General features: G+C 42.8%; 22 protein-coding genes. 15 read left to right on the forward strand and 7 right to left on the reverse strand.

Going from position 1 to position 25360, the window contains the following annotated elements; translation table 11 throughout:
* Window positions 1-57: 57 nt before the first annotated feature.
* Together JMW94_RS14980 and JMW94_RS15100 are read left to right on the forward strand one after the other, a co-directional pair.
* Window positions 58-384, forward strand: a complete 327-nt coding sequence (locus tag JMW94_RS14980) for a WG repeat-containing protein (protein WP_201602057.1) — start codon at window positions 58-60, stop codon at window positions 382-384.
* On the forward strand, window positions 384-848 hold the full coding sequence (locus JMW94_RS15100; RefSeq protein ID WP_413786185.1) for a WG repeat-containing protein: 465 nt from the start codon (window positions 384-386) through the stop codon (window positions 846-848). The genes JMW94_RS14980 and JMW94_RS15100 overlap by 1 nt, the downstream gene beginning before the upstream one ends.
* A 37-nt stretch (window positions 849-885) precedes the next feature.
* On the opposite strand, the gene JMW94_RS04715 is transcribed toward JMW94_RS15100, so the two are convergent.
* Window positions 886-1662, reverse strand: coding sequence for a hypothetical protein (locus JMW94_RS04715; RefSeq protein WP_201602060.1), 777 nt, complete (start codon window positions 1660-1662; stop codon window positions 886-888).
* A gap of 92 nt (window positions 1663-1754) precedes the next feature.
* On the opposite strand from JMW94_RS04715, the gene JMW94_RS04720 reads away from it, so the two are divergent.
* From JMW94_RS04720 to JMW94_RS04730, 3 genes are all read left to right on the forward strand, one after another.
* Window positions 1755-2915 carry a hypothetical protein gene (locus tag JMW94_RS04720; RefSeq protein WP_201602063.1) on the forward strand — a complete coding sequence of 387 codons (1161 nt, stop codon included), beginning with the start codon at window positions 1755-1757 and terminating at the stop codon, window positions 2913-2915.
* A gap of 250 nt (window positions 2916-3165) precedes the next feature.
* Window positions 3166-3714 carry a hypothetical protein gene (locus tag JMW94_RS04725; RefSeq protein ID WP_227685415.1) on the forward strand — a complete coding sequence of 183 codons (549 nt, stop codon included), beginning with the start codon at window positions 3166-3168 and terminating at the stop codon, window positions 3712-3714.
* 300 nt (window positions 3715-4014) lie between these two features.
* Window positions 4015-4800, forward strand: a complete 786-nt coding sequence (locus JMW94_RS04730; RefSeq protein ID WP_201602069.1) for an SDR family NAD(P)-dependent oxidoreductase — start codon at window positions 4015-4017, stop codon at window positions 4798-4800.
* A 65-nt stretch (window positions 4801-4865) separates the two neighbouring features.
* Here the strand turns inward: JMW94_RS04730 and JMW94_RS04735 are convergent, their stop codons facing one another.
* Window positions 4866-6170 (reverse strand): right-handed parallel beta-helix repeat-containing protein, encoded by a 1305-nt coding sequence (locus tag JMW94_RS04735; protein ID WP_201602072.1) that lies wholly within the window; start codon window positions 6168-6170, stop codon window positions 4866-4868.
* Between the two features lie 184 nt (window positions 6171-6354).
* On the opposite strand from JMW94_RS04735, the gene JMW94_RS04740 reads away from it, so the two are divergent.
* The gene (locus JMW94_RS04740) at window positions 6355-6690 is read left to right on the forward strand and encodes a hypothetical protein (RefSeq protein ID WP_227685416.1); all 336 of its coding nucleotides are present in this window, start codon (window positions 6355-6357) and stop codon (window positions 6688-6690) included.
* Window positions 6691-6780: 90 nt separating this feature from the next.
* On the opposite strand, the gene JMW94_RS04745 is transcribed toward JMW94_RS04740, so the two are convergent.
* Together JMW94_RS04745 and hemH are read right to left on the reverse strand one after the other, a co-directional pair.
* Entirely contained in the window at window positions 6781-7620 is an 840-nt protein-coding gene (locus tag JMW94_RS04745) for a BPSS1780 family membrane protein (RefSeq protein ID WP_201602087.1), read from the reverse strand.
* Between the two features lie 194 nt (window positions 7621-7814).
* Window positions 7815-8834 (reverse strand): ferrochelatase, encoded by a 1020-nt coding sequence (hemH, locus tag JMW94_RS04750; protein ID WP_201602090.1) that lies wholly within the window; start codon window positions 8832-8834, stop codon window positions 7815-7817.
* A gap of 508 nt (window positions 8835-9342) precedes the next feature.
* Between hemH and metX the strand changes: the two genes are divergently transcribed.
* The 4 genes from metX (at window position 9343) to JMW94_RS04770 (ending at window position 13889) form a co-directional block, all read left to right on the forward strand.
* Window positions 9343-10773 carry a homoserine O-acetyltransferase MetX gene (metX, locus tag JMW94_RS04755; protein ID WP_201602273.1) on the forward strand — a complete coding sequence of 477 codons (1431 nt, stop codon included), beginning with the start codon at window positions 9343-9345 and terminating at the stop codon, window positions 10771-10773.
* Window positions 10770-11387: a methionine biosynthesis protein MetW gene (metW, locus tag JMW94_RS04760; protein ID WP_045443684.1), complete on the forward strand. Its 618-nt coding sequence runs from the start codon at window positions 10770-10772 to the stop codon at window positions 11385-11387. The genes metX and metW overlap by 4 nt, the downstream gene beginning before the upstream one ends.
* A gap of 562 nt (window positions 11388-11949) precedes the next feature.
* A complete protein-coding gene (locus tag JMW94_RS04765) occupies window positions 11950-12531 on the forward strand; it encodes a tetratricopeptide repeat protein (RefSeq protein WP_045443681.1) in 582 nt (193 codons plus the stop codon).
* Between the two features lie 275 nt (window positions 12532-12806).
* Window positions 12807-13889 carry a rhodanese-related sulfurtransferase gene (locus JMW94_RS04770; RefSeq protein ID WP_227685417.1) on the forward strand — a complete coding sequence of 361 codons (1083 nt, stop codon included), beginning with the start codon at window positions 12807-12809 and terminating at the stop codon, window positions 13887-13889.
* Window positions 13890-13955: 66 nt separating this feature from the next.
* Here JMW94_RS04770 and JMW94_RS04775 read toward each other — a convergent pair whose 3' ends face one another.
* Complete coding sequence (locus tag JMW94_RS04775; protein ID WP_087814015.1) at window positions 13956-14384, reverse strand: hypothetical protein; 429 nt, start codon at window positions 14382-14384, stop codon at window positions 13956-13958.
* Window positions 14385-14523: 139 nt separating this feature from the next.
* Window positions 14524-15750: a phosphoglycerate dehydrogenase gene (serA, locus tag JMW94_RS04780; protein ID WP_201602093.1), complete on the reverse strand. Its 1227-nt coding sequence runs from the start codon at window positions 15748-15750 to the stop codon at window positions 14524-14526.
* Between the two features lie 553 nt (window positions 15751-16303).
* Between serA and JMW94_RS04785 the strand changes: the two genes are divergently transcribed.
* Window positions 16304-17674: an FAD-binding oxidoreductase gene (locus tag JMW94_RS04785; protein WP_227685423.1), complete on the forward strand. Its 1371-nt coding sequence runs from the start codon at window positions 16304-16306 to the stop codon at window positions 17672-17674.
* A gap of 97 nt (window positions 17675-17771) precedes the next feature.
* On the opposite strand, the gene JMW94_RS04790 is transcribed toward JMW94_RS04785, so the two are convergent.
* Window positions 17772-18401, reverse strand: coding sequence for a BLUF domain-containing protein (locus tag JMW94_RS04790; protein ID WP_201602099.1), 630 nt, complete (start codon window positions 18399-18401; stop codon window positions 17772-17774).
* Between the two features lie 600 nt (window positions 18402-19001).
* Between JMW94_RS04790 and JMW94_RS04795 the strand changes: the two genes are divergently transcribed.
* From JMW94_RS04795 to lspA, 4 genes are all read left to right on the forward strand, one after another.
* Entirely contained in the window at window positions 19002-20639 is a 1638-nt protein-coding gene (locus tag JMW94_RS04795; protein ID WP_045453728.1) for a carbon-nitrogen hydrolase family protein, read from the forward strand.
* A 145-nt stretch (window positions 20640-20784) separates the two neighbouring features.
* Window positions 20785-21342 carry a protein disulfide oxidoreductase gene (locus JMW94_RS04800; RefSeq protein ID WP_201602102.1) on the forward strand — a complete coding sequence of 186 codons (558 nt, stop codon included), beginning with the start codon at window positions 20785-20787 and terminating at the stop codon, window positions 21340-21342.
* Between the two features lie 425 nt (window positions 21343-21767).
* Window positions 21768-24614, forward strand: coding sequence for an isoleucine--tRNA ligase (gene ileS, locus JMW94_RS04805; protein WP_201602117.1), 2847 nt, complete (start codon window positions 21768-21770; stop codon window positions 24612-24614).
* Entirely contained in the window at window positions 24607-25254 is a 648-nt protein-coding gene (gene lspA, locus JMW94_RS04810) for a signal peptidase II (protein WP_201602120.1), read from the forward strand. Before ileS ends, lspA begins: the two co-directional genes overlap by 8 nt.
* The last annotated feature ends 106 nt before the right edge of the window (window positions 25255-25360 follow it).

The following is a 25360-nucleotide window of genomic DNA, read 5'->3' on the forward strand; positions in this document are numbered from 1 at the left end:
TTAGATTGCCCATATCCTACCCAATCGATAGTATCTAATTCGTAGGAGCTGACGTTGATGACTAAGGATTCCGTTATCAAACAATTATTGACCACACTCATCCTAGCTTTTAGCTTGTCTTTAAGCAATTACGCAATAGCATGCGGATTATTGCCAGGATATAAGTTATCGAAGGGAGTAAGTTGGGGTGAGCTATGTGACTTCAATGAAGGTTTAGCAAGTGCTCAGAAAGATGGGAAATATGGTTTTATTGATAAACAAGCCAATATCATCGTTCCATTCAGTTATAACTTTACTGCTGAGTTTTCTGAAGGACTCGCCATCGTTAAAAAAAATGAACATCATGGATACATCAACAAAAAAACCAAGTCATTATTCCGATAATATATGATGATGTCAGACCTTTTTCTGAAGGTAAGGCGGCTGTTGAGTACGAGGGTAAATGGGGTGTTATTAATGATACTGGCGAACTTACTATTCCATATCAGTTTGAAGAAATCAGGTATTTCTCAGAAGGACTAGCACCTGTAAGAAAGGATGAACTGTGGGGTTATATTAATAGCAGTGGAAAGACTGTTGTACCCTTAAACTATCTGAATGCTGATTCATTTCATAATGGCTTGGCAGTCGTGGCAAAAGAGAATGGTTATGGCATGATAAATAAAGATAATAAAATAATCGTCCCTACGGAGTATGACATACCTATTTTTATTGATAATTATTACATAGATACTTTTAAGTTTTTAAAAGGCAATAGTTTTTATTATTTTGATTCAAATGGTGATCGCTTAGCTGTTAGCAGCTATCTTGACACGATGCCTGAAGTGATACTCGATAGACAAAGATAAATACAGTAACCGCTAAAGATAATAAGAATTTTTCATCTTAACTTTTATCATCTGGCAAGTTAAACGTCTGTGTCTGCTCGTTGAACTCTACAATAAAGCTATCTGTACCTTTATCCAGACTAGAGGGTATTGGCTCGTAGTTGTTATCATAAAGACCGTGTTCGTAATCGACAGTGACTTTTAAGGGATAAAAGCCTTGAGTCATAACCCCACCTGTATTGATACTAACATCACTTTCAGCCTCACCATATGACGGTTTACTCATAAGCTCATACGAATAATCTAAATCCAATCTTGCCACTTCTTCGACTTTACCACTTGTCATAGCAGCGTACATACTCCAAGAACAATTGGTTTGACCGCCTGCACCGGAGCCACAAAACTTACCTACCCAACCGTACCTATCAGCACCCACTTCTCTTAAATCAAAATCTTTGAGCTGACTTCTACCCGCTCCGCCATTTTTTATATAAGGACTGCTTGCAGAGACGACCCAAGAATTGCCTAATTTATAAAGTATGAATAATCCGCCAAGTCCTGGTGTCACTCGTGCACCATCTTCCACCGTATCACCAGAAACCAATACATATAAAGTATCTACTCCCTCGATGTTTTTAAATTCATAATGCTTAGGAGCAAGGCAATAGATTTCTGAGCCGTCGTCATATAAGGTACAACCACGCAACTTATCATAGCTTGAACTGTAATAAACGCTCATAATTTTTTCAACAGCTTGCCTGACATCAAGAGATATTTCAGCATGTGCTGAAGGCAAGACCATCAAAAGCAAGCTTACAATGATTAAAACTTTCATATAATAGCGCCTCTATATGTATGTGCTTAACGACCTATGGCATAATACTTTTGTTTGTCCTTTTTAGCTACCCAAAGTAATTGAAGCTCTCCATGATTAAACCAGCAAATCTCAACACCATTACCCTTTACACACTTGCCAGTTTAAGTTTATGCACGCAAGCATGGGCGGATACTACGCCCACCACAGAGCCGAAAGTCGAACCGCTAAAATCTGACACAGCTTCGTTATCTCATGACGCTAACTCTAATCGAGATGAAAACCTCAATCAATTTGGCTATCGATCTCAACCTACCGAAACATCTGCCGAGCAGTCCGCTTCATCAGTACAAGGAGCAAAAAATTGGACGGACGAACGCCGTGAAGAGGTCCAAGAACAGCTGCATGAATGGGCACACAAAATGGACGGTTGGTTCGGCGAACCGGATCCCAAAAAACCCGCCAAAGCCAGTTTACGAGTTGTACTAGATACCCGCTGGGTCAACGATCCACAATCAGGCAGTGACGTGAGCGTTGAACCTAGGATTCGCGGCCGCTTACGATTACCAATGTTAGAAAAAAGATTAAGTCTGATTATCGGTGATGAGGATTTGGATGAAGATACCTTCTTAAAACAGAATGTGACGGGCGATACTTACCAAGCAAATACCAGCAACCAAGACGGACTCGTCAACAGGAGAAAAACGCGAGAAGACAATGGTTCTATCGCCCTTCGTTGGTCACGTTTTAGTCATGAGGTTGAGCAGCAGTTAGGGGTCAAAACAGATATCGATGTCGGGGTTCGCTCGCTCGATGACTTATACGTAAAAGTGAGCGTCGATAAAGACTGGTATGACAACAAAAAATGGACTGTCACTAGTGATAGTTACTATCGTTATGGACTCGATAGTGAGCACTATGCAAAAGGCGGGCTAAATCTGCAATATGGCATAAATGCTGAGCGGTTCATCAATAACCGCACCGCCATTCGTTATCGCAATCAAGACGATGAAGAACGCACAGACTGGAGTAACGATCTCAGACAAGTACACTATTTTGGCAACGAAAAACAGCTGGCTTATGGTATCTCTACGGGCGGTTACTTTGACGATGATAAATCAACATTAAATAGCTATGGCCCTGCTATAAGCTACCGCCAACCTGTCTGGCGAGAGTGGCTTTATGTACAAACAGAGCTAAATTATTATAATGATAAAACAGCGGATAAGGACCATTACCCATCAGCATTATTACGGATGGAAACCTTATTTTAACCCTGCTATCTATTGAATTGGTTGTATCATCATAGGTATAAATAGCCGATAACAATGTGCATAACAAAGAGCATTTGTTTGCTTGTATTAACAATGACATATGACTCATTAGTTATATTAAATAACGTTATAGCGCTGACATTGGCGTTATAATAGCGGCTTATTGCGTTATATGTCATTGGATAATGTTCGGTCTACAGTGAGCCTTTGTGCTCATTTTTTTATTTTCAAAAACCAGGAGGTTTTTATTTTGAATTCAGATGGCATCATCGAAGCCCCCGGTATCATTATTTTATTCGCCTGTCTGCTACGTTGCTTACAGTATTTACTACAGAGTTCTGCCATAAATACTTTTAAACAGATTCGAGCTTTTTGGCTAGCAGCGGTGCTGGTATTCTTTGCCGTGATACGCCGTGAGTTAAATTATCTACCAGACTTATTGGTTCCCACTGACTTTATGTTGCTCAGCCATTCTTATGACTGGTGGGAAGACGTCGTCCTGACCATCGTTTATTTGCTTATCATTGGCTTATTGGCTTATGCATGGCGCTACCTTTGGGCAATATTAAAAAAGGTGCCAGTGTCTTTGTATCTCACCGTCGTCGCCTTAGTATTATTAGAATATATGGGTGAAAACGCCATTATGATTCCCGAAGCTTTGGGCGTTATTATAGAAGAGCTGTCAGAAACTGCTGTTTATGGCATTGCCTTGATTTATTTGTGGCGCTTGAACTTAAACGATTACGACTGTCAATCAAAAAAGGCAAGCGAGCTGCATTATCAAACAGCTTCACGTTAATGCAAAATGTCTTTGCTGATAGCGATAAATACTTGTACTTACTATATTACTCACCCTGCGCTCTACATCAATAGTCATACTCTCTAGCAAAATACATTTAGACGAATTTGTTATACTATAGTCGGTTCAATTTAAAAATAGTACAAGGCAACCGAGTGTAGATGTATATCTAATACCTCAAGCGAGGCTAACGCAGTAATATTATTATAGTGGAATGGCTATAATAATAAGTCCGAGGGATAAGCATCCTAATATACGACCTCGATTTACTCATGATTAATAACGATTAAGTCACTTATTATGAATATATTGATTACAGGCGCATCACGTGGTATCGGTTTGGCAACAGCGAAAAAGCTGGCGGAAAAAGGCCATCATATTGGGTTGTTTGCGACCAATACCGCGACCCTTGAAAGCGCCATTAAAGACAAATCTTTTAAGAAAGCCGTCAAACAACAGCGTATTATTACAGGTCAACTGGATGTCACCCAGCCTGCCTCGTGGGACCATGCTATCAAGCAAATGATTGAACATTTCGGTGGTATTGATGCACTCATTAATAATGCTGGGGTGCTGGTCAGTGGCGCATTGCCAACGACCAACTTGGATGAGCAATTGGCTTTAATTGACGTCAACTGTAAAGGTGTTTTGATTGGCTGTCATAAACTGGCACCTTATCTGGCTGATAGCAAAGACGGCAAAATTATCAATGTGTCCTCTGCTTCTGCTATCTATGGTCAACCCGAAGTTGCGACTTATGCGGCCAGTAAGTTTTTTGTGCGAGGTCTCACAGAAGGCCTTAATATTGAATACGAAAAATTGGGTATCAAGGTGATCGATGTGATGCCGCTGTGGGTCAAATCTGACATGACTGCCGACATCGAAGTGACCAGTATGGATCGCTTGGGCATCCATCTAACGGTCAACGATGTGGCCAAAACATTGTGTAAATTGACGACCAGTCCCAATCGTAAACTTAAAAGTACGCATTACTCTGTGGGCATGCCAGCAAAGCTCTTTCAAGCAGTCTCGCAAGTCACGCCAGATTCTGTAATCCGCTGGGTCAATACCAAGGTTGGTGCTTAATAACAACATCACCTATTCGTTATACTGTTATTGACCGGTAACGCTTATTTAATATAAAACCATACTTACGGCTGCTCAATATGAGTAGCCGTTTTGCTTGCCTCACGAATTTTTATGGCTTGCTCAGCATTTTTACCAGTAAAAATATTGTTTTTAATAACGGTATTTTTTATCGCCCCTGCTACGCTGTCTTCCCGAATTTCAGAACCGACATAAATGGGCAAACGCACGTTCGCTGCAAACTTATTGCCAGCTATTAGCGTGCCGTCATCCTCTACGATAATGCCCTGCTCGACTTGCTCAAATCGATTATCGATAATTTGATTGTCCTTAGCACTGTCTAAATGATAGCTGGCAAATGGCGTTTGCTTCAGCAAATAAGCACCGCATTCAAAACCTTTGAGATTGCGCGACTGCCTTGACGCAACCCAAACCCCGACTGGCTCGTCGTTAAAAATATTGCCACGAATGATATTGTCACGGCTCGACTCGGTACGCTGAAAATGATTGCCCCGCGTACTGTCATCAGCATGCTCAAAGCAATTGCGATACAGCAATATACTGCCTGCCCCATTATGGATAAATTGATTGTTTTCGATACGGTTATTGCTCGACGAATCAACCGCTATCGCCTCACGATTGGGCTTAAAGGTACGGAAGCCATTACCGACAAACACCGAATTTTGAATCACATTATCGCGGCTACCAAATTCCAGATATAACCCAACGGTGCCTGCGTTTTGAATACGTATTTTATCAAAACTCACGCCATGCACATGATCACCGACGAACATGCCACTATTGATACTGTTTTGACTACTCACATTAATCACGCGAATAGCGCTTGGTGCAAGCGCACGATTGGCAGCAGGGTCTATCAAGCTGCGCGCATAACGCTGATTGGGCTGGCTATATTGTCGAATATGTAGCGCATGACCATAGCCATCCACATGACAATTGGCAACGGTAATATCTTCGATAGCGCTATCTGTTTTGGGCTTAATTATAATGGCGCTGGCCGTTGATGCATCATCAGTACTGGTACTGAGCAGAGTGCCCTGACAGTCGAGGGAGCTGTGCGAATCATTCAACTCAAAGCGTATCGACTTGGCTGTCAAATCACAGCTTGCACTGAGTACGCTGTGACCTTTTACCTTAACTATTTGCTTCGGTGTTAATTGTGCGCAGTCTATGGTTGTCGTGGCTTTTGGCAGTTTGGCATCGATAATTAACGGCTGTTTTAAATCAGCATTATCCAAGCTGCTATGGGCGCTGCTACCAGAAAAAGGTACACCTTCACAAGCCGTCAAACCTATTGTGGCACTGATTAAGGATATTGTGACGAACAACCTACTACTTGATACCATCATATATTTCCTATTTTTATGTCTATCTTGTACTTGTCTTACATTTTTTTAACATCCTGTGACACCTTACTACTATCGGTGAACATCATAACGCGTCACACTGACTTTGATAAATGAATCTTAATAAATAAAATCAACAATAACGATTGCTAACTCCCTAATGATAACTATCAATAATAAGGAAACCATGATGGACCATTCAAAAAGCCCATTACCAGAAGCCATGGATCACATTGAAGGTGATACGGACGTCAATAATAACAGCCAAGAAATTGATTTGGCTGACCCTATGTTGCATACCCTTGATAATGATGATGTGATTGACAATAGCGCAGGATTTGACAACTCGCAAGCCGGCAGTGATGCGACTCAAGGGCTAACCCCTATGCATCATCAAAATATAGACGAATCGCGAATCGATGAAGTATTAGTGGACGATAATTTGGATGACAGCGATTATCCGGACATCATTGATATCGCTGATAGAGATGCGGCGGAACGTAGTAATGACGACGACTTTTAACCAAGTTCTTTCATGATAAAAAAGCTCTCTCACAATAAAAAAGCACGCTCGATATAATGGGCATGCTTTTTTTGTACTATAAAATATTGATTACATTACTGACAACGGCTGGTCAGTCCAGACGTCACGATAACTGGTGTAGTAAGTGAGCAACATAACAGGCAGCACTAAAAATGCACCCAGTCCCAACGTTAAGATGATTAAAATAGGCAATAACAACGAACAAACTAAGCCATAAACTAAGATAGGAATGATGTTTACCTTACCTGCTTCAAAGCTTTTTTTCATGGCAGCGATAGGCTCAAGATTGTGCAAAACAATCAGCGCTGGGGCAAACCAAAGTGCCATATACAGCGGTATCATGAGCAGCATAGTCAACAGGTAACCGAAGAAAATACCGCCTAAGGAGATGTCATTCATCGCCCCATAATTATTGCCCATATCACCTGACATCATAGAAAACATCATACTACCCATAGCGATAAATAGCGGAATCAGAGCAATAATGATACCGACTAAATATAGTAAGCCAAGGATGAGTAGTGGCTGCCAATGACTTTTAAACGCTGAAAACAAGTGATCAAAGCGTAGCTCAGTTCCTTGTGATTGCGCAGCTGCTCCTTTGATAATACCCGCAATAAACATAAATATAGTGGGTATGATAAGGACGTTAAGTAGAGGCACTGAAGACGCAATACCAACAATTACTAAGAATGTCACACTGATACCAAACCATAATAACGGCTGATTTTTAAACAATCCAAAGGCTTTGATAATCCAGCTCATGCCAGCCGCTGCATCACACTTACGTGGACTGGTTAGCAACTGCGGTAATGCACTGCCATACTCATCGGTTGGCGGCAAAACGGGTGGCTGACCATCTGATTTTTGTAATGACACATTGGCGTATGGACTATTAGGGTTGGACATGTTTATCCTTAAAAATAAAGTTAAGCAAACGTAAAATTGACAATGACACAAAAGTTTATTTGGCATAGTTTTACATATCAGTCACCAAAAATCCCAACTTTATTCTATTTTAATCAAATTCATTAAAATCATTTAGTCAAAAAAATACCGAACATGATGTCCGGTATTTTTTTATAACTTACAAATACAGTCAATTAAGCCCAACCATCTAGCGTTCCCGCCCAGCCTTTGACCAATGGCGCACTGAGCGCTTCAAGCAAATCAATGTGCGCCTCATCCAAGTTCAATGCGGGAATATAGTGATATTCTTGTCCACCCGCGTGAAGAAAGTTTTCACGATTTTCGATGGCCAGCTCCTCTAGCGTTTCCAGACAATCAGCAGAAAAAGCCGGACTAATGACTTGTACCGAGCGCACACCTGACTTGCCCCACTCTTCTAATACCACATCGGTATAGGGCTTGACCCATTCTTGCTTGCCAAAGCGTGATTGAAAACTGATAATCCATTCGTCATCCTTTAGACCAAGCGCGTGAGCCACTTGTGCGGCGGTACATTTACAACGCTTAGGATAGGGATCACCTTTATCAGCATAAGGCTGCGGGATACCGTGGAAGCTAAACATCAGCTTGTCAGGCTTGCCATGCTCTGCTTGAAAGCGGCGAATCGAATCAGCCAATGCTTGGATGTACAGCGGATGCGCAAAGTAATCTTTGACAATAGTATAGTTCGGCAAATTGCGCTGCTTGAGCGTCCACTTCGTCAGCGCATCATAAACAGCGCCACCAGAGGAAGCCGAATATTGCGGAAATAATGGCAAGATAATAAAGTGATCAACGCCTTCACCGCGCAAGGTATCCATCACATCTGGCAAACCAGGATTGCCATAGCTCATCGCCGGATGGACAGAAACCCGAAATGGCGCGGCACTATTTGCAAGCCGTGGTTCCAATAGCTCCACTTGGCTCTTTAGTATCTTACGAATCGGTGAGTCGCCTTCCCAAATACTGGCATAGGCTTTTGCCACACGTTTAGGGCGGCTTGGCAATACAAACAAATTGAGAATAATCGCCCACAAGAATTTCGGAATCTCGATTACTCGGGGGTCAGACAAAAACTGTTTTAAGTAACGACGTACGGCAGGCGCTGTTGGCTCATCTGGCGTACCTAGGTTCACTAATAGGACGGCAATACGGGGAGGCAGTTCAGGTTTCATAGCAGCACTATTTTATTATTAGGTTAATTAAAGAAGAATATGCGATAAAAGATTATTAAGTCATGATTGATTAAATGCTTTATTAGTGTAGCATTTTATCCATTAATAACGCATGGTAAAAGCACCCTTATACAATTTGATACTTAGTTGCTATTTATTGCTATTTATTGCTATTTATGGATAGTCATCAATCATTGATTCACCCTAACCCTTCTCTACCTACCACCCATCGCCCCTAAAAACCATGCTTAAAAGACTATGCTCAAAAGACTCGCTCGACGGTTGTACTCCTACGCGCATCACCATACAATAGGCAAGCACATTGTAAGAAAAACATTTAGAAAACAGTGTCGGCAAAGCAGTATTGGCAACACTGCCTATCGACAGTTTGCCCTTTTTATTTTATTGATGATTGTTGTCTTGCGAGGTAGCTTTGAACGCACGCCCTAATAATACCAGTGACCAGTCCCCGACAGATACGCTTCATTCGGCGAGCTTAGTTAATCCTGTGGACTCAGTCGGTTCAGTCGGAATTATCACGCCTCAGATTTTTCATTTCGCTGAGCCGTTGACGTTAGAATGTAATCGTACTTTGCCATCGTTTGATTTAATCATCGAAACTTATGGCACGCTAAATAGTGATAAATCAAACGCGGTACTCATTTGCCACGCCCTATCCGGCAGTCATCACGCGGCAGGTTTTCATAGTGCTGATGATAAAAAGGCTGGCTGGTGGGACAATATGATTGGCCCTAATAAAGCCATCGATACCAATCGTTTTTATGTCGTATGTGTCAACAACATCGGCAGCTGTTTCGGCTCTACCGGTCCAACGACCATTAATCCTGACAGTATCGATTCAGACCAGAATAATGTAAACAAAAACAGTTTAGACAAAGACAGTTTAAACAAAAACAATCCAGCCAGTGAACTGCAAGTTTATGGTCCTGACTTTCCGCTCGTCACTATTAAGGACTGGGTAAAAACCCAAGCGATGCTGTCAGATCGTCTCGGTATTGACGTTTGGCATGCCATTGTTGGTGGTTCCATGGGTGGTATGCAGGCGCTGCAATGGTCAGTCGATTATCCAGATAGACTCAAACGCTGCGTGGTCATTGCCAGCACGCCAAAGCTCTCAGCACAGAATATCGCCTTTAACGAAGTGGCGCGGCAGTCGATATTGTCTGACCCTGACTTCAAAGAGGGACGCTATTTACAAGCAGGCACCTACCCTCGTCGCGGGCTAATATTGGCTCGGATGGTTGGGCATATCACCTATTTGACCGATGATGCGATGAAGGCGAAATTTGGTCGTGATTTAAAGTCTGGCAAATTTATGTATGGCTACGATGTTGAGTTCCAAGTGGAGAGCTATTTACGCTATCAAGGCGAGCGCTTTAGCGAAAATTTCGATGCCAATACTTATTTGCTCATGACAAAAGCCTTAGATTATTTTGATCCAACACGTGAATATCCATCAGCCATGGCAACAGATTCGACAGAATCAGCAACACAGCTTAAGGACTCGATCACCACATCAGTCGAATCTAGTAAACAAAGCACGCAACCTGCGTTAGAAGATACGGTGGCAACGATAGATGAGAGTGAACAGAATCGTCAGCTAGAGCTTTCTGCGCTCAAAGCCGCCTTTGCCCATACGCAATGCCAATACCTAGTGGTCTCATTTACCACCGATTGGCGCTTTGCGCCGGAGCGCTCACAAGAGATTGTCGATGCACTGATGGCGACTGGCAAACCCGTCAACTATATCAATGTCGATGCGCCGCATGGTCATGATTCTTTCTTATTTGATATTCCCCGTTATATGGGTGCCGTCCGAGGATTTTTGACTGCGCCATTTATCACCGACAGCAAATCAAAACAACCAGCACAAAGCACAAATCAAAGCAGCCAGCAAAAATCAGGAGCACGCTCATGAGAATGGATCATCAATTGGCTGAGCGCTGGATTGCGCCGCACTCACATGTACTGGACTTGGGCTGCGGCAATGGTGAGCTACTCGCGCATTTACAACAAAATCGCGGCGTCACCGGCTACGGACTTGAGATTGACGAAGAAAAAATCAACGATGGTATCGCCAAAGGCTTATCTATTATCGAGCAAGACTTGAATGATGGTCTGGCACGTTTCGCTGATAACAGTTTCGACACCGTCGTCATGGCACGGGCGCTGCAAGCGGTGAAATCGCCTGATGTGCTCTTACTTGACATGCTACGTGTTGCTCGCGAAGCCGTCATCACCTTTCCCAATTTTGCTCATTGGCAAAACCGCATTCATTTAGGACTTAAAGGGATGATGCCTGTCTCAGAGGCATTGCCTTATGAGTGGTATAACACCCCAAACATTCATCTGTGTACGTTTAAAGATTTTGAGCAGCTTTGTGCACAGCATGATATTCATATCGTCAACCGCTTTGCCGTCAGCGATTCTGAAAAAGGTCATACGCCACTTATGAAAGCATTGATACGCCAAGCACCCAACCTATTGGCAGACGTCGCTATCTATCGTGTCACCAAACAAAAACCCGAATAATAGGTTTGTCTACTTAGGGCGTATCTTCATTTTAAAAATGGTGATAAAAATGAGATAAATTGCTGTCAAATAAGGAAAGTAGCGCAAATAATATCGAGATATTGCTAAGCTATTTGACGATGTTTGGTAAAATTTAGCCATTTTTTGCCCATTTAGAGGATAGTCGATTGAATTGAGGACACGCTCTAGCATTGGTTGAAAGCGGTAGCACGGCTCATAAATACAAATTTCAACCTTAATGACTGGTTAATTTATTCTTACGCTTAAGTAACTCTATGATTTTATTGAGGACAATGAGGTATGAATAAGCATTAAATCATGTAATTAGTATTTGAGTTTCGTAAGTTTGGGTGTTAAGCTAGCAAAATAGTGTCAATCGCACCCTGATTCTGACCGTTTATCGGTTCGATTAAAGGAATTTGCCACACCACATCGATTAATTATATTGCTAATGATTGGGTAAGTTGGTATTGCAAGATTTCACCTAATTGTTATCGCCGTCTAAACCTCTTTTAGCGGTGCAACTTTTTTTGCTTATTAACTACCTAATTTTGGAGCTGCTATGAAATTATTAAAAGCTGCGTTGTTTACTGCCTTATTTTCTTGTGCAGGTCTAGCAAACGCTGAGTTAATATCAAACGTACCACTTGATACGTCACGTTTTGAGCTAATGCCAGTTAGTGAACTGTCTAACCGCGCTGCCCAAGGTAACGATCACGCTCAGTTTTATTTAGCCAAGCGCTTACAGAAAGGTGAAGGCATTGCAAAGAATACCCAGCAAGCTATTCAGTGGTATACCAAAGCGGCTCAGCAAGGCGTTGCCCCTGCTCAGTTGAATCTTGCCATCATGTACTTGCGCGGTGAAGGTGTGCAGCCTAACTTGCAACAAGCAAAAGTTTGGTTAGAAAAAGCCGCTATGCGTGGCGATAACCGTGCCAGCTATACGCTTGCATTGCTAGATGAAAAGCAAAAAAATCTCGTTGATGCTTATAAATGGTACGATTTGGCTGCCCGTGATGGTATGCTTGATGAAAAAGTCCGTAACAAAGCACGCGGTAAAATTGGCCAGTTGGCATTGAACTTATCAAGCTCAGATATCGCTAGCGCCCGCAGCAAAGCGGATACTTGGTTCCAGAGTAAGTAAACGCTAATTTTGCTTTACGCAGTGAATACAAAACAAGCTCAGTATTTTACTGGGCTTTTTTGTTGTCTATTTCTATTATCATCATCACCTATATCTGGCTTAAGAATGATAAAACCTCCAAAACTTCCTTGAAATTTGCTACACTACGCCCGCATTAGCCAATTCCACAATCGCGCTAGTGTTATGAATCTTACCAATTAATTTCAACTGTTAATTTTAAAAAGCACCCTAAACCCAACGCACTAGGTTTGCGACCTAGCCAGCAGGAGAAAAACATGAGTACCATTCAAGACCACAATACAGATAGCAGTATCCAAAATAGCACTGTCACCGACAACAAATCAGCCCCAGCCTACGATAGCGTCACCAATAACATCGTCGTTGCCGCTCTATATAAGTTCACGCGTTTTGCTGACTTTGAGCAATACCGCGAGCCAATTTTAAATAATATGCTCGATAATGATGCCAAAGGCACGTTATTGATTGCTAATGAAGGCATTAATGGTACGATTTCTGGCACACGCCAAGGTATTGATAACGTCCTTGAGTATCTGCGCAGTATCGAAGCGATTGGCAGCTTTACCTTTAAAGAATCTTATACCGATGCTCAGCCTTTTTATCGTACCAAAGTGAAGCTCAAAAAAGAAATCGTTACCATGGGCGTTGAGAATATTGACCCATTGCAATCGGTTGGTCGCTATGTAAAACCAAGCGAATGGAATGCGTTAATCTCAGACCCTGACGTCATTCTTATCGACACCCGTAATGATTATGAAGTTAAAATCGGTACGTTCCAAAATGCCGTCAATCCAAATACAGAGACGTTCCGTGAGTTCCCAGAATACGTCGCAAAAGAGATGGATCCAGCCAAACATAAAAAAGTCGCGATGTTCTGTACTGGTGGTATACGCTGTGAGAAATCTACTGCTTATATGCGTGAACAAGGCTTTGAAGAGGTGTATCATTTAGAAGGTGGTATTCTAAAGTATCTAGAAGAAATTCCAGCCAGCGACTCTATGTGGCAAGGCGATTGCTTCGTTTTTGATAACCGCGTGTCGGTCAATCATAACTTAGAAAAAGGCAACTATGAGCAATGCTTCGCCTGCCGTATGCCCATTACTGTCGATGACATGCAAAGCCTTGCTTATATCAAAGGCGAGTCTTGCCCACACTGCATTGATAAAGCGACCGACGAGCAAAAAGCCCGTTTCCGTGAGCGCGAGCATCAAATGCAGCTGGCAAAGAAACGTGGCGAAGCGCATATTGGTAGCGATGTGATTGATGTGATTGAGAAACGCAAAGCCGCTAAAATCGAAGCACGTCGTCAAGCGGAAGACGCTAATCAAGCTAAAAAATAATTGCAAGTAAATATTGTCTATTAAAAAATGTGGCAGATTTATTGTAAGAAAACTTGCCACATTACTTTAAATTATGAAACCTATCACATTAATATCTTTCTCATTTGCGAACTCAAATAGTTTTTGAACTTTTTGGAACAGGTTAATTACATCTTGATCTTCTGCATAACCCATATCTGATACCACTTCATTTAAGTCTGTCTCTTGAAAGTCTGATACAATTTGCGTCACTGCATCAGAATCGTATAAAAGACCTTCCTGTGCCTCATAAAACTCTTTATCTTCCTTTGCTAAAAATAATAAGTTGGATAACGGGTAATCACCACTTCCCAAAATTTCTAGCACTTCCATGGAATAAAACTCGAATGATTCTTGAATGAAATTTTCATACTGATTGTCAGTATTCCAACGCATTTCATGAAGGTCGATATTACCATTAATTATATTTTCTAGTTGGTCATCAGATGCTGTGCAGAAGCCAAAAGCCATTGACATAATATGTTCCTGTAGTAGTCCATGAATAATTAATCAACAATTGAGTAGTAATGATATCGTAAGCATTTACTGAATAATAGTTTAAAAATAAAAAAGAGGCTTATTAGCCTCTTTTTTATGAATAAGTTATCACTATAACTTAAAACAAAATACGCACACGAATCGTTTCTTCTACGTCTTTTAGTTGATCTAGTGCGGCATCTGAATCGTTATAATCAACATCCATCACTAGATAACCGACATCGCCCTCTGTCATCAGGCTTTGCGCGAGGATGTTAATCCCTGCTTCTGCAAACAGACGGTTAATCTGTGACAGCACGCCTGGTACGTTTCTATGAATATGTAGCAGACGGTGTGAGTTTTCTTTGAACGGAACAGAAACTTCTGGGAAGTTGACTGCGGTTGCCGTATCACCTTGGTCAGAGTATCTAACGAACTTATCAGCGACTTCAAGTCCGATATTGGCCTGCGCTTCTTGCGTTGAACCACCAATATGCGGCGTCAAGATGACGTTATCAAATTTACGCAGTGGTGATTCAAACTCTTCATCAGCTGATTTTGGCTCTTTCGGGAATACGTCGATCGCTGCGCCCAAGATTTTACCAGATTCAAGCACAGCGGCTAAATCATCAATCTCTACGCAAGTACCACGAGCGGCATTGATGAAGTAGCTGCCGTCTTTCATATGGGCGAACTGCTCAGCTTTCATCATGTAGCGGGTGCTTGGTACATCAGGTACATGCAAAGTCACGATGTCAGCCGTTGATAGTAGCTCTTCTAAGCTACCTACTTGTACCGCATTACCTAGTGGCAATTTGGTCACAGCATCATGATAAATGACTTTCATGCCAAAGCTTTCTGCCAAGACAGACAGTTGCGAGCCAATAGAGCCGTAACCGACGATACCGATCGTCTTACCACGTACTTCATGTGAGTTGGTCGCAGACTTGCCCCAACCGCCACGATGTACGGTCGCGTTCTTTTCAGGAATGCCGCGATATAGCATGATGGCTTCGGCCAATACCAATTCAGCCACCGAACGGGTATTTGAGTATGGCGCGTTAAAGACGGGAATACCCAAATCACGAGCGGCGTCTAAGTCTACTTGGTTAGTACCGATACAAAAGCAGCCAATACCGATGAGCTTGTGCGCGTGCTCAAGTACTTCACGTGTCAATTGCGTACGCGAACGGATACCGATAAAGTGAGCGTCTTTAATCTTTTCGATCAGCTCATCTTGATCTAATGCGTGACTGATATTCTCGATATTATGATAACCAGCTCCTTCCAATACTTTTAAAGCATTGTCATGTAGACCTTCAAGCAATAAAAACCGGATTTTGTCTTTTTGTAGTGATAACGCCATATGAGAACTGTCCTATAATTGTCTTGTAAAATTATCTGAGGGATAATCTGTAGTCGAAGCCGTTTAAAGTAGGTACAAAGTAACCAAGCGCAAACCATACACTGAGTACATTAAATGAGGTTAACGTCGTAACCACTTACCAATGCTTTAACTATAGGGTGGGTGAAACGAAAACAGTCTGGATATCTTACACAAAATTGGGCGGCGATGTTAGCAGATTAGATGAATTATTGGTTATCAAGCCTGAAAACTTTTTATGCTATAGTAAATCACGCTGTTCGACGTTTATTAAACTATTTTTTGCCATTTACCGCCATATAAGCACGCAACATGACATCTTTCTATCATTGCTTTACTGGCTCACTTATAATCATATAAATACGTACTATATAAACATACCTATGTGGCTATGTTTATATCCATTTAGCGATATAATAATCCCCTTTAGGCATAGCGCTTACGTTTATACCGAGATTTGACCATGACTTCTTTATCTAGCCAAAGCACCTCTGCAACCCATACAGCTGCTGTTCAAACTATTTTGAGCACTTTGATGGATGTTCATCAGTTTGACGCCAGCCAAATCAAAACCGACCCTGAGAGCTTAGAGCATTGGGGCAAGGACTGGACCAAGCATTTTGCGCCTGCTGCTGCTGCCATCGTCTTCCCAAAGACCACTGAGCAAGTACAAGCCATCGTACTGCTTGCCAATGAGCACAATGTGGTGCTAACGCCAAGTGGCGGTCGTACCGGTTTGTCAGCTGGCGCCGTCGCCGCCAATGGCGAGATTGTCGTCAGTATGGATAAAATGAACCGTATCGGACAATTCTATCAAGCCGATCGAATAGTTGAAGTCGAAGCAGGTGTTATCACGCAGCAGTTGCAAGCATTCGCAGAGTCTAAAAACTTGTACTACCCTGTCGACTTTGCCTCAGCTGGCTCAAGTCAAATAGGTGGCAATATTGGCACCAATGCAGGCGGTATCAAAGTCATACGCTATGGCATGACTCGTCAATGGATCATGGGGCTGACAGTGGTCACTGGTAAAGGCGATATCTTGCAGCTCAATCGCGGTATGGTCAAGAACGCCACGGGTTATGACTTGCGTCAATTGTTTATCGGTAGCGAAGGCACACTTGGGCTTGTCACCCATGCGCAAATCAAGCTTGAGCGTCAGCCACAAGACTTAAATGTCATGGTACTTGGTATGGACAGCTTTAATGATGTGATGAATGTGCTATCAGCCTTTCAAGCGAAGATTGACTTGACCGCGTTTGAATTCTTTGATGATGTGGCGATTGATAAGTTGATGGCACACGGTCAAGTACAAGAGCCATTTGAGTCGCGTACCAAGTTCTATACGCTATTAGAGTTCGAAGCGCCGTACGAGCCGATCATGGATAAAGCCATGGCGATATTTGAGCATTGTATGGAGCAAGGCTGGGTCGTCGATGGTGTCATGAGCCAGAGCTTGGCACAGGCTGAAGAGCTGTGGAAATTGCGCGAATACATTTCTGAAACCATTTCAGTATTTACCCCTTATAAGAACGATGTATCCGTACTGATAAGCTATGTCCCTGAGTTTATCACCGAGATTGATCACATCGTCAGCAGCAACTACCCTGACTTTGAGGTTTGCTGGTTCGGTCATATCGGCGATGGCAACTTGCATCTTAATATTCTAAAGCCTGAAAACATGAGCAAAGATGATTTCTTCGCCGAGTGTCAAATCGTCAACAAACACGTGTTTGAGACGGTACAGAAGTATGGCGGTTCGGTTTCGGCTGAACATGGCGTCGGTATGACTAAAAAGCCTTATTTACAATATAGCCGCAGTGAGACTGAGATTGAGTACTTACGAGAGGTAAAAAAAGTCTTTGATCCAAATAACATTATGAACCGTGGCAAAATTTTTGATATGTAATTGCTTATTTAATAATTAAAGTAATAAATAAGCGAGTATGAAAAAGACGCTAAACGTGATGGTTTAGCGTCTTTTTTTGGCTTATCAAAGCGATTATTTATAAAAATAACAACACTAGCGCTACCACTAATAACACACTTAAAAAACCTTGAACGATTAAAAATGCTTGGTGCGGGGCGGCGATATGACGAAACATGTTGCCCAGTGCATTATAGGTAATACCAGCCGCTTTGATATGTGGCGGCGTATCAAAGGTTTTGATGATTTGTAAAAAATTCTCGGTACGATCAGGTGACCAATTATGCGGCGCAAATGGCAAATATGGCGATAATTGTGCGGCTTGCTTTTTGCTCGCTGGTGACCATAACCAACGCTCTAAAAATAATAAGCGCATACGCCAATCCGCAAAACGGCGATGTTCTATCGTCTGCAACAGCAATATTTCAGTATTCTTATGACGATTATCCGCAAATATGCGTTGCTTTAAGGCAAATACGTGCGCTTTCTCACCTTCGATGCATTGCAAAAAATGACCACTACCATAACATAGAGTACCTGTAATGCCATGCTGTTGATTATAGTTACGCGCATGACATTCTACTTCATCAAATATAGAGGCGCTTAAACGTGAGACAAGCGTCAAACTACTAACATACACCAATTGAACCAGCGCTGAGTCTTCTATCTCATCCCAGCTACTGACTCTATTGTTGTGACTTGAGGGCATAATAAAAAAATCCTAAAAAACCGATTAAATAAGGCTAAACAAAACAAACACAACAACGCCCCAATAAAAAAGACAGCGACTCACAAAAACGTAGCAAATAGTTACCACGTTAAACTGTCATTACTTGAGTAGCTTGTTATGATAACCAGCAAAACAAATAGATCAAAACGAAGCGCTCTAAGATATGCTATTTAAAAATAATGTTAAGCTAACAAAATATCTGTACTGACACCCTCAGGTTAGAAGCTGTACCAAACACTTGGCTTGTATTAACCCCAACGACTGTTTGTGAACATTGTGGAAAATTTTATAGTCACTTTAATTCATAGCTACTCTCATTTACAGGCACTCTAATTTGTAGCTACTTTAAAATGATATGAGATTCAAAAAACACGTCAGTAACGCCAAAGCTGACAGAAGTTATAAGATAAATTATCTTCATAACCTATTGTAAATACAGTGATAATTGATTGTAACGATAATATTTTATGATTGGAATATTTTTATCACTTTTTTTACACAAAAAATTGCCAACTGAATTGTGGCAACGCATGCTATTTGATATCACTAAAATTAATAAAGATCCAAAACAGGAACATTATGAGCAAAATAGAAAAACTAGACGACTTTCATCTAACCATCGCTGAAATCAAGAAAAAAGACTATCCACAATTAAAAGCACTGATGGATCGTGTCTATGTCAACTTGGGCGGTGCATGGTCAAAGAACACTATTAACACCTTAATTGATGCCTTCCCTGAAGGTCAGATCGCTTTATTTGACCATGATCAATTGATTGGTATCGTGTTATCTATGCGTGTTGATTATGCCACGTTTTCTAACCCGCACACCTACGACGACTTGATTGGTCATAAAGAAATTATCAGAGACAACCCTGAAGGCGATGCTATTTACGGTTTAGATGCGCTGATCGACCCTGAATACCGTGGTTACCGCCTAGGACGTCGATTATACGATGCCCGTAAAGAGCTGTGTCGCCAGTTAAACTTCCGAGCTATTTTGGCTGGTGGTCGTATCCCGAACTATCATAACCATCAAGATCTCACACCTGGTGAATATATTGAAGCCGTTGCGGCTCGTGAAATTCATGATTCTGCGTTGTCTTTCCAACTCTCAAATGGCTTTATCGTCAAGCGTATCTTAACAGCTTATTTGCCTGACGATAAACAATCTAAAGGTTTTGCTACTCTACTTGAGTGGGCAAATATTTATTATGAGCCGCAGGACTATAAGCCAAACACTCGTAAGTCTGAGGTGCGTATTGGTGGCATCCAATGGCAAATGCGTGAAGTCGAGTCACCTGAAGAGCTGCTGCAGCAAGTCGAATTCTTTGTCGATATTATGGCTGATTACAACTCTGACTTTGCTTGTTTACCAGAATTCTTTAACGCACCATTGATGGGGCTGTGTGAATCGACGGATCAAAACGTCGCTATTCGATTTTTAGCCGGTTATACAGAATGGTTTAAAAATGAGATATCGCATTTAGCGGTCAGCTACAACGTCAACGTCATTACAGGCTCTATGCCGTACTTGGACGAGGACGATACATTATATAATGTCAGCTACTTGTGCCGCCGCGATGGTACGGTCGAAGAGCAGCGCAAAATCCATATTACCCCGCATGAACGTAGCGCTTGGGTCATCGAAGGCGGTGACGAGGTCAAGGTGTTTGATACCGATGCTGGTCGTATTGGTATTTTGGTCTGTTATGATGTTGAATTTCCTGAGCTTGCCCGCCTCATGGCACTTGATGACATGGACATCTTGTTCGTCCCATTTTGGACCGATACGCAAAACGGCTATCTACGCGTGCGCCACTGCGCCCAAGCACGTGCAATTGAAAACGAATGCTATGTGATGATTTGTGGTTCGGTTGGTAACTTACCACAAGTTGAAAGTCTCGATATTCAATATGCGCAGTCTTCTATCTTCTCGCCATCAGATTTTGCTTTCCCGCATGATGCGATCATGGCAGAAACCACCGCCAACACTGAGATGGTATTTTTCTCAGATGTGAACTTAGACAAGCTTATTCATGTCCGTAACGAAGGCTCGGTACATAATCTGCTTGATCGCCGTGATGACTTGTATAGTTTGAAATGGAAGAGAAAATCTAAAGTATCAGCCAGTAAGCTAAGCGATGATGAGCGCCTCGAAAACTCTGGTAGTGTCCTGCTCGGTGACCCACTACAAAACCGTGCGCAAAAACCTTAATCAGTCACTTTAAAATACCAACACTGAACACGGTTTAATAAAATTTATGAATAATACGGCTGACATTTCAGCCGTTTATTTTTATCTATCAACAACCACTTATCAAAGCCATTTATACAATACCTATAGCAAAAAAGCAGCCATTATGACGACTGATACTGATACTGAAAAACCCATTAAAAAGCCAAAGAAAACACCCAAGCAAAAGGGGTTGTCTATCGCTAAAAATCTACTCATATATGGCTTGGTATTTGCTGTTATTTATACCGCTATCAATTGGTGGCGACAACCTATCATGCCAGCCAACCCGCAATTGCAACTGACCGATTATCAAGGGCAAGTCGTTGACTTAGCGGCGCTGAGCAATGAACAACCAACGCTGGTGTATTTTTGGGGCACGTGGTGTCCCATTTGTAGTATCACCTCGCCGACCATAGACAAACTTGCCGCCGCAAATGATTATCCGGTCGTTACGATTGCCATTAAATCAGGCACTGACCAAGAGCTGCATCGCTACCTTAATGAAAACAGCTATCGCTTTACGACAATAAACGATCAAGAAGGCAGCATCTTCGCTGATTGGCAAGGGCAAGTGACGCCTTCGTATGTCATCTTAAAGAATGGCGAGATGACTCAAGGTTTGACGGGCATTCAACCCTTATGGTCGCTCAAATTGCGCTTATGGTTATCATCAGTTTTTTAATGCTTAGCCTGCTGTTTAGAGTCCAATTATTTAGAGTTCAGTCGGTAGACAATGGCACTTGCCATCCGTATGATTCAATAGGTGATGCATCACTGATATAGATAATTGGTTTTGGCTAAAATAAGGACAATACTGACCAGCTCTTTTTACCCTAGCCTTTTTGTCATATAATAGCCGCCAATCTCATTGCCTCTTTTTAGTTTATTGCTATCACGGTATTTTATTATCCATAAGCATATTTTATGTTGCATTCGTCTCGATAGCATTTATTATTGACGTGAGCATATTTATGACGTTGATGCACAGCGATATATTATAAGTGAGAAAGCGATCATCAACGGTTAAGCAGCCAGCTAAGCATTACCCTAAATGTCACATCTGACTTTACATCGATTTTTAATCCATTTTCTAAAAAGACACCTTCTATGACTGATAAAAGTACTGATACGCCAAGCCAGGATTATAAAGACACGCTAAACCTTGCCGATACGCCATTTGCGATGCGTGCCAACCTTGCCAAGCGCGAGCCAGATTGGCTTGCTGCTTGGGAAGCGGATGATGTGTACGGCAAAATTCGTCAGGCACGTGCTGGGGCGACCAAATACATTTTGCACGATGGCCCTCCTTACGCCAACGGTCAGATTCACTTGGGTCACGCGGTTAATAAAGTACTCAAAGACATTATCGTGAAGTCAAAAACGCTATCCGGTTTTGACGCGCCTTATGTCCCCGGTTGGGACTGTCATGGTTTGCCTATCGAGCAAAAGGTCGAAGCCAAAGTCGGCAAAGTCGGTCAAAAAGTATCGGCGACTGAGTTCCGCGGTCTATGCCGCGAGTATGCGAGCACCCAGATTGAATTGCAAAAGGCAGATTTTAAGCGTCTAGGCGTATTTGGCGATTGGGACAACCCTTATCTAACGATGAACTTCCATCAAGAAGCCAACATCGTACGCGCCCTTGCCAAAATTTATGACAATGGTCATGTCACTCGCGGTATGAAGCCAGTCAACTGGTGCTTAGACTGTAGCTCTGCGCTGGCTGAGGCGGAAGTGGAATACCAAGATAAAGTATCTGATGCTATCTATGTGAGCTTCGATGTTTTGGATACCGATAAGGTTGCGGCGTTGGCTGACGTAGTGGGTAATATCGCCGCTGTTATTTGGACGACGACACCTTGGACGCTACCTGCTAACCAAGCCATCTCTGTACATCCTGAGCATAACTATAGTGTGGTGGCGACTGAAAAAGGTAATTTGCTATTAGCCGCGGATTTGGTTGAAACAGCACTAACGGAACTCAAACTAGAAAATAACGGTATCCTAGCGACCGTATCTGGGCGCGAGCTTGAAGGCTTGCGTGCCCAGCATCCACTGATTGCAGACCGTCAAGTGCCATTAATCCTAGGCGATCACGTAACCACAGATAGTGGTACTGGACTCGTGCACACGGCACCCGGTCATGGTCTTGACGATTATATCGTCGGTCTTAAATATAACTTACCTGTTGAAAACCCAGTCAGTGGTACGGGCGTCTACCTAGACAGCGCAGCGGTATTTGCGGGCGAACACATTTATAAGGCCAATCCAAAAATCATCGCCGCACTGCACGACAATGGACATCTAATCAGTCATACCAAGATTGAGCATAGCTATCCACATTGCTGGCGTCATAAGTCACCGATTATTTTCCGCGCAACGCCGCAGTGGTTTATTAATATGGAAACCAAAGGTCTGCGTGAGCGTGCCCTTGCTGATATTCCAGCAGTAAGCTGGACACCAGCATGGGGACAAAACCGTATTGAAGCCATGATGACGGGTCGCCCAGACTGGTGTATCTCACGTCAGCGTACATGGGGCGTGCCGATTACTTTCTTTACCCATAAAGAAACAGGCGAGCTGCATCCAAACACGCTTGAGCTGATGGAAGTCGCTGCACAAAAAATCGATGCGGGCGGTGTGGAAGCTTGGTTTGATGCCAGCTGTGAAGATTTCTTAGGGGCGGAAGCCGCGGACTATGACAAAGCAACCGACACCTTAGACGTTTGGTTTGACTCTGGCACGACGCATTTTGCCGTACTTGAACAACGCGATGAATTGACCAACCCAGCAGATATCTACTTGGAAGGCTCTGACCAACATCGCGGTTGGTTCCAGACGTCATTATTGACTTCAGAAGCCATGTACGGTCGCCCACCATTTAAGCAAGTACTGACGCATGGTTTTGTGGTTGATGAAAACGGTCGCAAGATGAGTAAATCACTTGGCAATATCATCACGCCGCAGGAAGAGATCAACAAAACAGGCGCGGACATGCTGCGTTTGTGGATTGCCTCAAGCGACTATCGCTATGAGATGAGCGCAGGTAAAACGGTCTTTAAAGGTGCAATCGATATGTATCGCCGTATCCGTAACACCCTGCGTTTCTTACTTGCCAATACCGACGACTTTGATCCTGCGACCAACAGCGTCGATATCAATGAGCTGGTCAGCCTTGATAAATTCATCATTGAGCGCGCGCAAACCGTGCAAGCACAAATCATCAGTGCTTATGATGCGATGGATTTTCACCAAGTCACCCAGCATATTACTGCGTTCTGTTCGCAAGATTTGGGTAGCTTCTATTTAGATATTATCAAAGATCGTCAATATACGACTCAGACTGATGGACAGCCGCGTCGCTCTGCGCAAACGGCGATTTACCATATCGTTCAGGCACTCATTCGCTGGATTACGCCGATTTTGTCATTCACCGCACAAGAAGCGTGGGAAGTATTGCATGGCGCTGACAGTTACGTATTTACTGAAGAATGGTATAAATTTCCAGAATTTGAGCTAAGCGCGATCAGCAACGATGACTGGCAACGTATCATGTTGGCAAAGGATATGGTCAATAAACATATCGAAACCGCACGTGGTGAAAAAATCATCAACGCTAACTTGTCTGCCGATGTTAATCTATATGCTGACGGTGCAATGCATGAAAGCTTAGCCAAGCTGGGTGAAGAGCTGCGCTTTGTACTAATCACTAGTAGCGCAACTTTGAAACCAATGAGCGACGCTCCTGCCGATAAAACAAGCACAGATGAGCAAACTGACGGCAGCACGGATGAATCAGCAGACTTAGTGGTCAATGTGAGCGCCGCAGCTGGCACCAAGTGCGTACGCTGCTGGCATATCCGTGATGATATCGGTACGGATAGTGCACATCCAGAACTCTGCGCGCGCTGCGTGACTAACGTCAGCGGTGATGGTGAGGTGCGCCACTATGCCTAACCATACGCCTAACTCAACAGAATCATCAGACAACAAGCTGCCATATGGTGAAGTCGATAAATCACCTGAGCCAGCTCATGCAACCACAGGCAGCTCAACGACACCGAAAAGTCGTTTGAATAAGACGCCAAAAATGATTGCAAATGGCCGTCGTGCGTTTACGTGGTATCTCCTATCGTTGGTCGTGCTAATCATCGATCAATGGACGAAGTGGCTGGCTGAAACTAAGCTGACTTTTCATGAGCCAGTGCCTGTGATTGAGCCTTTTCTGAATTGGACATTGGCATACAACTATGGCGCGGCATTTAGCTTTTTGGCAGATGCTGGTGGTTGGCAGAAGTGGTTTTTTTCGGGATTGGCATTATTGATGTCATTGTTCTTAATTGGCTACCTAATAAAAGCCCCGCGCCAAGCCAAGCTACTATCGACAGGTCTAGCGCTAGTGCTCGGCGGTGCGGTTGGCAATCTCATTGACCGCTTGCTACATGGTCACGTCATCGACTTCATCCATGTACACAACGCTGATGTCTGGCATTACCCTATCTTTAATATTGCGGATATGGGCATTAGTATCGGTGTGGCGTTGATTGTCATTGACATGCTGTTTTTGGAAAAAAAGCGTGAAATGCCACGGTCGTAACCGTCTACAGCTAGAGATATTAATTCAATTTATAAATAAAAAAGGTGGATTACTCAGTCGTAACCCACCTTTTTTATTCATCATTTTTTCTGATAAAGGCTATTAG

The sequence above is a fragment of the Psychrobacter immobilis genome, assembly GCF_904846185.1.
Classification (GTDB): Bacteria; Pseudomonadota; Gammaproteobacteria; order Pseudomonadales; family Moraxellaceae; genus Psychrobacter; species Psychrobacter immobilis_B.

Bases quoted from the DNA above. Each gene is read 5' to 3' on its own strand.
- serA (WP_201602093.1), bottom strand. From the start codon at position 15,750: ATGGCGTTATCACTACAAAAAGACAAAATCCGGTTTTTATTGCTTGAA.
- JMW94_RS04740 (WP_227685416.1), top strand. From the start codon at position 6,355: ATGATGGACCATTCAAAAAGCCCATTACCAGAAGCCATGGATCACATT.
- hemH (WP_201602090.1), bottom strand. From the start codon at position 8,834: ATGAAACCTGAACTGCCTCCCCGTATTGCCGTCCTATTAGTGAACCTA.
- JMW94_RS04735 (WP_201602072.1), bottom strand. From the start codon at position 6,170: ATGATGGTATCAAGTAGTAGGTTGTTCGTCACAATATCCTTAATCAGT.
- JMW94_RS04745 (WP_201602087.1), bottom strand. From the start codon at position 7,620: ATGTCCAACCCTAATAGTCCATACGCCAATGTGTCATTACAAAAATCA.
- ileS (WP_201602117.1), top strand. From the start codon at position 21,768: ATGACTGATAAAAGTACTGATACGCCAAGCCAGGATTATAAAGACACG.
- JMW94_RS04785 (WP_227685423.1), top strand. From the start codon at position 16,304: ATGGATGTTCATCAGTTTGACGCCAGCCAAATCAAAACCGACCCTGAG.
- metW (WP_045443684.1), top strand. From the start codon at position 10,770: ATGAGAATGGATCATCAATTGGCTGAGCGCTGGATTGCGCCGCACTCA.
- JMW94_RS04765 (WP_045443681.1), top strand. From the start codon at position 11,950: ATGAAATTATTAAAAGCTGCGTTGTTTACTGCCTTATTTTCTTGTGCA.
- JMW94_RS04720 (WP_201602063.1), top strand. From the start codon at position 1,755: ATGATTAAACCAGCAAATCTCAACACCATTACCCTTTACACACTTGCC.
- JMW94_RS04790 (WP_201602099.1), bottom strand. From the start codon at position 18,401: ATGCCCTCAAGTCACAACAATAGAGTCAGTAGCTGGGATGAGATAGAA.
- lspA (WP_201602120.1), top strand. From the start codon at position 24,607: ATGCCTAACCATACGCCTAACTCAACAGAATCATCAGACAACAAGCTG.
- JMW94_RS04770 (WP_227685417.1), top strand. From the start codon at position 12,807: ATGAGTACCATTCAAGACCACAATACAGATAGCAGTATCCAAAATAGC.
- JMW94_RS04715 (WP_201602060.1), bottom strand. From the start codon at position 1,662: ATGAAAGTTTTAATCATTGTAAGCTTGCTTTTGATGGTCTTGCCTTCA.
- JMW94_RS04795 (WP_045453728.1), top strand. From the start codon at position 19,002: ATGAGCAAAATAGAAAAACTAGACGACTTTCATCTAACCATCGCTGAA.
- JMW94_RS14980 (WP_201602057.1), top strand. From the start codon at position 58: ATGACTAAGGATTCCGTTATCAAACAATTATTGACCACACTCATCCTA.
- JMW94_RS04775 (WP_087814015.1), bottom strand. From the start codon at position 14,384: ATGTCAATGGCTTTTGGCTTCTGCACAGCATCTGATGACCAACTAGAA.
- JMW94_RS04800 (WP_201602102.1), top strand. From the start codon at position 20,785: ATGACGACTGATACTGATACTGAAAAACCCATTAAAAAGCCAAAGAAA.
- JMW94_RS04730 (WP_201602069.1), top strand. From the start codon at position 4,015: ATGAATATATTGATTACAGGCGCATCACGTGGTATCGGTTTGGCAACA.